We start from the raw sequence: 11,167 nt of genomic DNA, 5'->3' as shown, positions 1-11,167 counted from the left end.
GGTGAACTCCTTACGAGTCAGAGGGAGACGGCGGCGCGCAACGCTGCGGTGGCAGCGGCGACGTCCGACGTCGTGAGGGTCAGGACCGGCCGGCCGTGCGCCGCGAGCACGCTCGCGTCGCCGGCGGCCTGGGCCTGGATGAGTTGGCCGAACGTGAACGAGCGCCCCGGGATGCCGAGGTCGTCCGGCTCGTCGGCCACGATCTGGAGGAAGACCCCGTTCGCAGGTCCGCCCTTGTGGTACTGCCCGGTGGAGTGCAGGAAGCGGGGCCCGTACCCGAGGGTGACGGGGCGACCGCTGCGCGCCGCGAGCGCGTCGCGGAGCGGTCGGAGGTCGCCGTTCGCGGTGCGGTCCACGTACGCCTGCACGGCCAGGTAGCCGGTCGCGTGGAGTTCGGCCAGGAGGCTCGTCACGGCTTCCGCGATCGTCGTCCCGACCGACAGACCCGCCGTCGCGCGGACGGCGGTGCCGCCCTCCGTGAACGCGGGCTCGGAGGGGGCGGGGCGGTCGTCGAGCAGCGCACGGGTCGCGACCTTGGCGGCCTCGACGTCGGGCTGGTCGAACGGGTTGATGCCGATGATGCGGCCGGCGACCGCGACGGCGTACTCCCACACGAGGAACTGCCCACCGAGGGTGCCGTCGATCTCGACCTCGCCCTCGGCGACGTGGCGTTCGTCCTCGCGGGAGCCCACGATGCGGATGACCTGCAGGTCGGCGAGTCCCGCGGAGACCTCGGGGGAGTCGGGGGTGAGGACGACGGGCAACAGCCCCTTGCCGTCCTTGCCGGTGCTCTCCGCGAGGAGCTGCTCGACCCAGTCGCCGAACCCGACGATGTGCGTGCCGTCGGGCACGATGCCGATCTTCGCGACCGTGGGGTCGAGCGTCGCGAGGGCTGCGCCGAGCACGAGGCCCGGGTTCTCGTCCGTGTCCACGGCGAGGAGCACCGAGATGGCGTCGGCCTCGTCGAGGAGCTCGTCGATGTCGGCTCCGGCGAGCCCGGACGGCACGAGGCCGAACGCGGTCAGCGCCGAGAACCGTCCGCCCACGTTCGGGTCCGCGGTGAACACGCGGTACCCGGCGTCGTGTGCGAGCCGCTCGAGCGACGAGCCGGGGTCGGTGACGACGACGATCCGTGACGCGGGGTCGATCCCCGCGTCACGGAACGCCTGCTCGTACACACGTCGCTGAGAGTCCGTCTCCAGTGTGGAGCCGGACTTCGACGAGACCACGAGCACGGTGCGCTCGAGGTCGTGTCCCATCGCCGCCCGGACCTGAGCCGGGTCGGTCGAGTCGAGCACCGTCAGCGGGACGCCGTACGTCCGCGTGATCACCTCGGGCGCGAGCGAGGAGCCGCCCATGCCGGCGAGGACGACGTGGTCGACCCCGTCGGCGGCGAGCTGCTCGCGCAGCGCCGTGATCTCCGCGACGAGCGGACGGGAGACCGCGACGGCCTCCGTCCACCCGAGACGCTCCGACGCCTCGGACTCGGCGGCGGGACCCCAGAGCCCGGGGTCCTGCGCCGTGATGCCCGACGCGACCAGGTCGGCGACGAGCTGCGGGACCACCGTGTCGATGGCCCGCGCAGCCGCGCCCCTGGCGGCGATGGAGACGGTCACGCTACTTCGCGCCCTCGAGGGCCGTCTTCACGGTGTCGACGAGCTCGCCCCAGGAGACGTTGAACTTGTCCACGCCCTCCTTCTCGAGCAGCGCGACGACCTCGTCGTAGCTGATGCCCTGCGCCGCGATCTGGTCGAGGACCTCCTGCGCGGCGTCGTACGACCCGGCGATCGCGTCGCCGTGGATCTCACCGTGGTCGAACGTCGCGTCGAGCGTCTTGCCCGGCATGGTGTTGACGGTGTTCGGGGCGGCGAGCTCGGTCACGTAGAGCGTGTCGGGCAGCGACGGGTCCTTGACACCGGTCGAGGCCCACAGCGGACGCTGCGTGTTCGCACCGGCCTCGAGCAGGCCCAGGGCGCGCTCGGTGGCGAACGCCTCGGTCCAGACCTGGTAGGCGAGCTGCGCGTTGGCGATGCCGGCCTTCGACTTGAGGGCCTTCGCCGCGTCGGTGCCGACGGCGTCGAGGCGCTTGTCGATCTCGGAGTCGACGCGCGACACGAAGAACGAGGCGACCGAGTGGATCTTCGAGAGGTCGTGGCCCGCGGCCTTGGCCTTCTCGAGCCCACCGAGGTACGCGTCGATGACGGCACGGTAGCGCTCGAGCGAGAAGATCAGCGTGACGTTGACCGAGATGCCCGCGGCGATGACCTCGGTGATGGCCTCGAGGCCCTCGAGCGTCGCCGGGATCTTGATGAGGACGTTCTCGCGACCGACCTTGTCGAACAGGAACTTGGCCTGCTCGATGGTCTTCTGGGTCTCGTGCGCGAGGCCCGGCTCGACCTCGATCGAGACGCGGCCGTCGAAGCCCTTGGTCTCGTCGTAGATCGGCTTGAACACGTCGGACGCGTTCGCGACGTCCTGCGTGGTGATCTCGAAGATCGCGCTCGTCACGTCGGTGCCCGCCGCGGCGAGCTCCTTGACCTGGGCGTCGTAGCGCTCACCCTTGGCGAGGGCCGACGCGAAGATCGTCGGGTTCGTGGTGACGCCGACGACGTTCTTCTCGGCGATGAGCTGCTCGAGCTTGCCGGTCTCGAGGAGCTCGCGCGAGAGGTCGTCGAGCCAGATGCTGACGCCGACCTCGGAGAGGGCGGCGGTGGGGGTGGTCTCAGCCATGTGTGTGTCTTCTTCCTTCATCGGCCGTCTGGCCGTGGTCTGTGGGCCGGGAGGCGTGGTGGCGGGGCCCAGCCGCGCCTCCCGGCAGAAGGGCCGGATCCGGGTGACCGGACCCGGCCCCGGTGGGTCAGGAAGCCGCGATCGATTCCTTCGCGGCGGCCACGACGTGCTCCGTCGTGAAGCCGAACTCCTTGAAGAGCGTCTGGTAGTCGGCCGAGGCACCGAAGTGCTCGATCGAGACGCTGCGGCCCTTGTCGCCGACGATGTCGCGCCAGCTCATGGCGATGCCCGCCTCGACGGACACGCGAGCGGTGACGTCCTTCGGGAGGACCTGGTCGCGGTAGTTCTCCGACTGCTCGAAGAACCACTCGAGGGACGGGGCGCTCACGACGCGGGCGTTGATGCCCTCGCCCTTGAGCTGCTCGCGCGCCTCGACGGCGATCTGGACCTCGGAGCCGGTCGCGATGAGGATCACGTCCGGGGTGCCGTTCGGCGCCTCGGCGAGGATGTACGCACCCTTGCCGACGTTCTTCGCCGACGCGAAGGTCTCGCCCGACGCCTCGCCCTCGCCACGCTCGAAGACGGGGAGGTTCTGGCGGCTCAGCGCGATGCCGGCCGGACGGTCCTTGTGCTTGAGCATCTCGAGCCACGCGTACGCGACCTCGTTGGCGTCGGCCGGGCGGACGACGTCGAGACCCGGGATCGCACGGAGGGCGGTGAGCTGCTCGATCGGCTGGTGCGTCGGGCCGTCCTCGCCGAGGGCGACCGAGTCGTGCGTCCAGACGTAGATCGCCGGCGCCTTCATGAGCGCGGCGAGACGGACGGCCGGGCGCATGTAGTCGCTGAAGATGAGGAACGTGCCGCCGAACGGACGGGTGTTCCCGTGCAGGACGATGCCGGACAGGATCGAGCCCATCGCGTGCTCGCGGATGCCGAAGTGGAGGACACGCCCGTACGGGTCGGTGCTCCAGGTCTTGGTCGAGGCCTCCGCCGGACCGAAGGACTTGGCGCCCTCGATCGTGGTGAGGTTCGACTCGGCGAGGTCGGCCGAGCCGCCCCAGAACTCGGGCATCAGCGGCGCGATGGCGTTGATGACCTTGCCGGACGCGGCACGGGTCGAGACGGCCTTCTCGGTCGGGAAGACCGGCAGGGCCTCCTCGAGGCCCTCGGGGAGCTCGCCGGCGTTGATGCGGTCGAGCATCGCCTTCTTGTCCGGGTTGGCCGAGGCCCACGCGTCGAAGGTCTTCTGCCACTCGGCGTGCTCCGCCTGGCCCTTGGCGACGGCGCCGCGGGTGTACTCGAGCACCTCGGGGTCGACGTGGAAGGTCTGCTCGGGGTCGAAGCCGAGGACCTCCTTGAGGCCCTTGAGCTCCTCGCCACCGAGGGCGGAGCCGTGGATCTTGCCGGAGTTCTGCTTGGTCGGCGACGGCCAACCGATGATGGTCTTGAGGACGATGAGCGACGGCTTGGTCGTCTCGGCCTTCGCGGCCTCGACGGCGCGGTACAGCTCCTCGACGTCCTCGGAGTACTCGCCGGTCTTCTTCCAGTCGACGTGCTGGACGTGCCAGCCGAGCGCCTCGTAGCGGGCGGCGACGTCCTCGGAGAACGCGATGTCGGTGTCGTCCTCGATCGAGATCTGGTTCGAGTCGTAGAAGACGACCAGGCGACCGAGCTGCTGGCGGCCCGCGAGGCTCGCGGCCTCGTTGGTCACGCCCTCCTGCATGTCGCCGTCACCGGCGATCACGTAGGTGAAGTGGTCGAAGGGGGACTCGCCGTCGGCGGTCTCCGGGTCGAACAGGCCACGCTCGAAGCGCTGCGCGTAGCCGAAGCCCACGGCGGAGGCGAGGCCCTGGCCGAGCGGACCGGTCGTGATCTCGACACCGTCGGTGTGGCCGTACTCCGGGTGACCCGGGGTCTTCGAGCCCCACTTGCGGAGGTGCTGGAGGTCCTCGAGCTCGAGACCGTAGCCGTGCAGGTAGAACTGCACGTACTGCAGGATCGAGGCGTGGCCCGCCGAGAGGATGAAGCGGTCGCGGCCGATCCAGGTGGAGTCGCTGGGGTCGCGACGCATCACCTTCTGGAAGAGCAGGTGGGCGACCGGTGCGAGGCTCATCGCGGTGCCGGGGTGACCGTTGCCGGCGGCCTCGACCGAGTCGGCGGCGAGTACGCGGGCCGTGTCGACGGCCTTCCTGTCGATGGCGTCCCAGGTGAATTCAGCCACTTGGATGTTGACCCTTCTTGAATGCGACATGTGCGAGGGCTCGTGCCATCGCACGGACATGATCGCCATCCCGGGGGCCGGGGTTCGGGTCGCCGTCTGGCGGCGGCCGACCGGCTCGTCGTGACCGACGTCTTCGGGGCACGCACTGCGGGAGGGCGACTCCAGCATAGTGACCATGCACTCAGTGAGGGTTCAGGTGACACGTTCTGTTCACCGTGTGCGCACGCCGGGTGCAGCGCTCCAACGCCGACCGTCCGGACGGCCCGGGCGTGTCCGCGACGGCCGCGCCGTGTCTCGGTGCGTCCGCCCGCCGACCTGCCGGCTCGTCCGTCCGCCGACGTCGATCGGTCCGGATGGCGGGGCGGGGCATCGTCGCAGCGCCTCGATGGCCTAAACTGTTGACGGCCCGTGTGCATTCCGGGTCGACGCACGCCCGGACGACGACGGAGCCGTCCACCGAGTGTGCGAGCTGACGCGAAACAGACTGAGGTTCCCTTGCCCACTGCCACCGTGACCCGGCCGGACACCGATCGACCCCGATCGACGCTCTCGCGCAAGGTCCGGGCGTACGTCTCGCTGACGAAGCCCCGGGTCATGGAGCTGCTGCTGGTCACCACGGCGCCGACGATGTTCCTCGCCGCCCGCGGTGTGCCGGACCTGTGGCTCGTGTTCTGGACGATGCTCGGTGGTGCGATGTCCGCGGGCTCCGCGTCCGCGTTCAACTGCTACATCGACCGCGACATCGACCGGCTGATGAAGCGCACGAGCACCCGGCCGCTCGTCACCGGCGAGCTCTCCGACCGTGAAGCCCTCGTGTTCTCGTGGGTCCTCGGCATCGCGTCGACCGGAGTGCTGCTCGTCTTCGTGAACTGGCTCGCCGCGGCGCTGAGCGTCGTCGCGATCCTCATCTACGTGTTCCTGTACACGCTGTGGCTCAAGCGCCGCACCCCGCAGAACATCGTCTGGGGCGGGTCGGCCGGCTGCATGCCCGTCCTCATCGGCTGGGCGGGTGTGACCGGGTCGCTGACCTGGACGCCGATCATCCTCTTCATGGTGATCTTCCTCTGGACGCCGCCGCACTACTGGCCGCTGTCGATGAAGTACCGCGACGACTACGACGCCGCCGAGGTCCCGATGCTCGCGGTGGTCCGGGGTCGCACGGTCGTCGGCCTCCAGGTCGTGCTCTACGCCTGGGCGACGCTGGTCTGCTCGCTCCTCCTCATCCCGGTGGCGCACATGGGGCCGCTCTACACGGTCGTGGCACTCGCCGGCGGCGTCTGGTTCGTCGTCGAGTCGCACCGGCTGTACTCGCGGGCGATCCAGCACGTCGAGCAGGTGCAGCCGATGCGCGTGTTCCACAGCTCGATCACGTACCTGACGCTGCTGTTCATCGCGGTGGGCATCGACCCGCTGCTCCCGCAGGTCTTCACCTTCTAGCGCTCGTCGGAGCGGGAGGTCCGCCTGCGCCGACCGCTGTCGGACGACGGGGCCGCTGTCGTACGACAGCGGCCCCGTCGTTCGCTGCGCGCGCCGGGTGTTGCAGGCGCATCGAACGACTCCGTCGCTGTCGTGCGACAGCGACGGAGTCGTTCCACGACGACGGCCGGGAGGCGCGTGGCGGGTTGGTGCCGCGCCTCCCGTCCGGTGGGTGGTGCGTCCGGCCCGCGAAACGCGCGCGTTCCGACGTTGGGCACGACGATCGACGCGTGTTCCGTCGATGACGGCGTGCGTGACGGCCGGGAGGCGCGTGGCGGGCCGGTGCCGCGCCTCCCGTCCGGTGGGTGGCGCGACCGGCCAACGAAACGCGCGCGTTCCGACGTCCCACGCGTCGATCACGCGGTGCGTCGTCGGACCGGGCGTGTGTGGCCGCGGGACGCCCGTGCGACGACGGAGCGCGCGTCGATCGACGCGTCCTTCGTCGTTCCGGGGACGCCGTCAGGCGTCGAGCGGCTCGCGCACGGCGTCCCGGCCCGCGCTCTTCCTGGTCGAGAGCACCACGGCGGTGGTCGCGGCGACCAGCAGGCCCGCGAGCACCATGTGCGTGCCGACGAGCCCGACGGGGAGGCCCGTGCGTGCCTGGGTGAGCCCGACCGCGATCTGGACGAACTCGACGATGAGGAGCGCCAGCGCCCAGCGGCTCGAGAGCCGCAGGCGCACCGCGCCGACGACGAGCACCAGGGTCAGGGCGAAGAGGACGTAGGCGGGGACCGCGTGGACGTGCTCCATGATCGCCGGGTCGAAGCCGGTGCGGTGGAGGCGGCCGCCGTCGACGGCCTCGTCTGCGCCGGCGTGCGGCCCGCTGCCGGTGGTCAGGATGCCCACGAGGACGGTGACCGCGACGGCAGCGACGGTCCCTCGGACGACGTTCGTGTACCAGGCGGGGACGAGTCGGACGTCGGTGCGCGGGCCGTTCACCGCCCGGTAGACGAGCGCTGCGGTGACCATCGTGAGCAGCGCCGAGACGACGAAGTGCAGGCCGACGACGAAGGGGTTGAGGTTCGTCCAGACGCTGATGCCGCCGATGACCGCCTGCACGGGGATGGCGGCGCCCTGCGCGAACGCGAGCCAGAAGAGCTCGGGGCGGGTGCGGCGCATGCGGACGACCGCGAGGAACGTGGCGACGGCGACGACGACCAGCACGAAGGTGAGCAGGCGGTTCCCGAACTCGATGATCCCGTGGACGCCCATCTCCGGCGTCGACACGAGCGAGTCGGCGGTGCACTTCGGCCAGGTCGGGCAGCCGAGCCCCGACGCGGTCAACCGCACGAGGCCGCCGGTGCCGATCAGGACCACCTCGACGACGAACGACGCCCACGCCAGCCAGATCACGCGAACGTCGACGGTGCGGGGGAGGGACCACCACCGGGTGCGGACGTCCAGCTCGACGGGGGATCCGACGCGAGTCACGAGGGTGGTGCCTTCCTGTTGTTCCGTGCACCGAACCTGTAGGATTCGAGGGTTCAGCGGCAGTCAAGTCTAGGCAGGCGCCGGCTCCGAATGGGCCGTGATCGTCACTACGGCCCGCGACTGCGTGGAACCATTGACGTTGCGAGGTAGCAGCACCCTGGTCGCCCGTGTCGGTGGCTCGGGGTGGAATGGCGTCCAGCCGTACCGGGTTGGCCCTGGTGACGCTGCCGCGAGAAGGAAACGAGGAGACCATGTCCGACGTGCTCATCGACCGTCCCGAGCTCGAAGGGCTCGGCCAATACGAGTTCGGCTGGTCCGACTCCGACTCCGCCGGCGCGTCCGCGCGACGTGGTCTGTCGGAAGAGGTCGTGACCGACATCTCGAACCTCAAGTCCGAGCCCGAGTGGATGCTCAAGAACCGACTCAAGGGTCTGCAGCTGTTCGGCCGCAAGCCGATGCCGACGTGGGGTGCCGACCTGACGGGCATCGACTTCGACAACATCAAGTACTTCGTGCGCTCCACCGAGAAGCAGGCGCAGTCGTGGGAAGACCTCCCCGAGGACATCCGCGCGACCTACGAGAAGCTCGGCATCCCCGAGGCCGAACGCCAGCGCCTCGTGGCCGGCGTCGCCGCGCAGTACGAGTCCGAGGTCGTCTACCACCAGATCCGCGAGGACCTGGAGCAGCAGGGCGTCATCTTCATGGACACCGACACCGCGCTCCGCGAGCACCCCGACATCTTCGAGGAGTACTTCGGCACGGTGATCCCGGCCGGCGACAACAAGTTCGCCGCGCTGAACACGGCGGTGTGGTCCGGCGGCTCGTTCGTCTACGTCCCGAAGGGCGTGCACGTCGAGATCCCGCTGCAGGCGTACTTCCGCATCAACACCGAGAACATGGGCCAGTTCGAGCGGACGCTGATCATCGCGGACGAGGGCTCCTACGTCCACTACATCGAGGGCTGCACGGCACCGATCTACAAGTCGGACTCGCTGCACTCCGCGGTCGTCGAGATCATCGTGAAGAAGAACGCCCGCGTTCGCTACACGACGATCCAGAACTGGTCGAACAACGTCTACAACCTCGTCACCAAGCGTGCGATCGCGCACGAGGGCGCGACGATGGAGTGGATCGACGGCAACATCGGGTCGAAGGTCACGATGAAGTACCCGTCGATCTACCTCGCCGGTGAGCACGCCAAGGGCGAGACCCTCTCGGTCGCCTTCGCGGGTCCGGGGCAGCACCAGGACGCCGGCGCGAAGATGATCCACATGGCGCCGTACACGACGTCCTCGATCGTCTCGAAGTCGATCGCCCGTGGCGGCGGCCGCGCGGGGTACCGCGGTGAGGTCCGGGTCGACCCGAACGCGCACCACGCGGCCAACACCGTCCGGTGCGACGCACTCCTCGTCGACACGGTGAGCCGCTCGGACACCTACCCGGCGATCGACATCCGCGTCGACGACGTCCAGCTCGGGCACGAGGCCACCGTCTCCCGCGTGAGCGAGGAGCAGCTGTTCTACCTCATGTCCCGCGGTCTGCCCGAGGACGAGGCGATGGCGATGATCGTCCGCGGCTTCATCGAGCCGATCGCCCGCGAGCTCCCGATGGAGTACGCGCTCGAACTCAACAAGCTCATCGAGATGAGCATGGAAGGATCCGTCGGCTAGATGTCCAGCACCACCGAACAGCCCAGCGCCGCCGCAGCCGGCGGCACCGAGCAGCACGGCGCTCGTGCGCACTCCGACGGCGGGTGGGACGCGGCCGAGACGAAGGTCCCCGTCCAGACCCGGTCGGAGCGGTTCCAGTCCGCCGACCTCGACGCCTTCCCGACGGTCACCGGCCGCGAGGTCAACTGGAAGTTCGCGCCGCTCGCGAAGCTCCAGCCGCTGCTCGACGGCGGACTCGACGGCGCGCCGTACCCGTACCTCGCGCGCCAGTCCGACGGTGCCGACGTCGAGTGGGGCCGCAGCGACGACCCGCGGGTCGGTTCCGCCGGGCTCCCCGAGGACCGCGCCTCTGCGGCAGCCTGGACGGCGCGTGACGCCGTGCTCGCGGTCACGATCAAGGCGACCGAACAGCACGAGTTCATCACCATCACGCGCTCCGACTTCGGCTCGCAGCCGCGGGCGGCGCACACGGTCGTCACGGCCGAGCCGAACGCGCAGGGCATCGTCGTGATCGACAACCGCGGCTCCGCGCTCCTCAGCGAGAACATCGAGATCGTGGTCCGCGACAACGCCCGGCTCACGGTCGTCAGCCTGCAGGACTGGGACGACGACGCCGTGCACGTGTCGACGCACTTCGCCGAGGTCGGCCGCGACGCCTTCCTCAAGCACGTGGTCGTCTCGCTCGGCGGTGACGTCATCCGGGTCAACCCGTCCACGCACCTCGGTGCGCAGGGCGCCGACACCGAGATGTACGGCGTGTACTTCGCCGACGCGGGGCAGTACATCGAGCAGCAGGTCTACGTGAACCACGACGCGCCGAACACGCGCGGTCGGGTCAACTACAAGGGCGCGCTGCAGGGCGAGGGCGCGCACACGGTGTGGATCGGTGACGTGCTCATCAGCCGTCCGGCCGACGGCACCGACTCGTACGAGCAGAACCGCAACCTCGTCCTCACTGACGGCACGCGCGCGGACAGCATCCCGAACCTCGAGATCGAGACCGGCAACATCGAGGGTGCCGGCCACGCCAGCGCCACCGGCCGGTTCGACGACGAGCAGCTGTTCTACCTGCAGGCCCGCGGCATCCCCGAGGAAGAGGCACGTCGTCTGGTCGTGCTCGGCTTCCTCGTCGAGGTGATCCAGAAGATCGGTGCGCCCGAGCTCGAGGAGCGTCTCATCGCGGCGGTCGAGGAGGAGCTGGCGGCAGGCCGATCGGTCATCGCCGAGGCCGACCCGGAGACCGACCCCGAGGCTGCGCAGGCGGACGCCTGATGGCCGAGAAGGTCTGCGCCGAGGGGGACATCGCGGTCGACAGCCCGATGCGGGTCGTCGTGGACGGCACCGCGGTCGCGGTCGTGAAGGACTCCGCTGGAGTCGTGCACGCCATCGGGGACACCTGCACGCACGGCGACATCTCCCTGGCGGAGGGCTTCGTCGAGGGGGACGCACTCGAGTGCTGGGCACACGGGTCGAAGTTCTCCCTGACGACCGGCAAGCCGCAGAACTTCCCGGCGTACGAGCCGGTGCCGGTCTTCCGGGTCGAGGTCCGTGACGGCGACGTCTACGTCGACGTGCACGACCCGGTCCCCGTCGACTGAGCGACACCACCACTCTTCCCGCGCGGCTGACGCCGCACACC

The 11,167-nt window shown here is 69.8% G+C and carries 8 protein-coding genes; 4 read left to right on the top strand and 4 right to left on the bottom strand.

Features of this window, described 5'->3' with window-relative positions; all coding sequences use genetic code 11:
- Positions 1–17 precede the first annotated feature (17 nt).
- The 3 genes from ACRQ4C_RS09540 to tkt all read right to left on the bottom strand — a co-directional run bounded on the left by ACRQ4C_RS09540 (position 18) and on the right by tkt (position 4,951).
- Entirely contained in the window at positions 18–1,616 is a 1,599-nt protein-coding gene (locus ACRQ4C_RS09540; protein WP_439688506.1) for a glucose-6-phosphate isomerase, read from the bottom strand.
- A gap of 1 nt (position 1,617) precedes the next feature.
- Entirely contained in the window at positions 1,618–2,730 is a 1,113-nt protein-coding gene (gene tal / locus ACRQ4C_RS09535; RefSeq protein WP_439688505.1) for a transaldolase, read from the bottom strand.
- A 127-nt stretch (positions 2,731–2,857) separates the two neighbouring features.
- Positions 2,858–4,951 (bottom strand): transketolase, encoded by a 2,094-nt coding sequence (tkt, locus tag ACRQ4C_RS09530; protein ID WP_439688504.1) that lies wholly within the window; start codon positions 4,949–4,951, stop codon positions 2,858–2,860.
- Positions 4,952–5,461: 510 nt separating this feature from the next.
- Between tkt and ACRQ4C_RS09525 the strand changes: the two genes are divergently transcribed.
- On the top strand, positions 5,462–6,388 hold the full coding sequence (locus ACRQ4C_RS09525) for a heme o synthase (protein ID WP_290134238.1): 927 nt from the start codon (positions 5,462–5,464) through the stop codon (positions 6,386–6,388).
- Between the two features lie 498 nt (positions 6,389–6,886).
- Here the strand turns inward: ACRQ4C_RS09525 and ACRQ4C_RS09520 are convergent, their stop codons facing one another.
- Positions 6,887–7,858: a COX15/CtaA family protein gene (locus ACRQ4C_RS09520; protein WP_439688503.1), complete on the bottom strand. Its 972-nt coding sequence runs from the start codon at positions 7,856–7,858 to the stop codon at positions 6,887–6,889.
- A 251-nt stretch (positions 7,859–8,109) separates the two neighbouring features.
- Between ACRQ4C_RS09520 and sufB the strand changes: the two genes are divergently transcribed.
- The 3 genes from sufB to ACRQ4C_RS09505 are packed head-to-tail and all read left to right on the top strand — an operon-like array spanning position 8,110 to position 11,126.
- Positions 8,110–9,528 (top strand): Fe-S cluster assembly protein SufB, encoded by a 1,419-nt coding sequence (sufB, locus tag ACRQ4C_RS09515; protein ID WP_290131673.1) that lies wholly within the window; start codon positions 8,110–8,112, stop codon positions 9,526–9,528.
- Positions 9,529–10,800 carry a Fe-S cluster assembly protein SufD gene (gene sufD, locus ACRQ4C_RS09510; RefSeq protein ID WP_439688502.1) on the top strand — a complete coding sequence of 424 codons (1,272 nt, stop codon included), beginning with the start codon at positions 9,529–9,531 and terminating at the stop codon, positions 10,798–10,800.
- Positions 10,800–11,126: a non-heme iron oxygenase ferredoxin subunit gene (locus ACRQ4C_RS09505; protein ID WP_439688501.1), complete on the top strand. Its 327-nt coding sequence runs from the start codon at positions 10,800–10,802 to the stop codon at positions 11,124–11,126. Before sufD ends, ACRQ4C_RS09505 begins: the two co-directional genes overlap by 1 nt.
- Positions 11,127–11,167: the final 41 nt, after the last annotated feature.

Origin of the sequence: Curtobacterium sp. SP.BCp (genome assembly GCF_051903255.1) — a bacterium.
Taxonomy (GTDB): domain Bacteria; phylum Actinomycetota; class Actinomycetes; order Actinomycetales; family Microbacteriaceae; genus Curtobacterium.
This window is presented reverse-complemented; position numbering and strand designations above follow the sequence as displayed.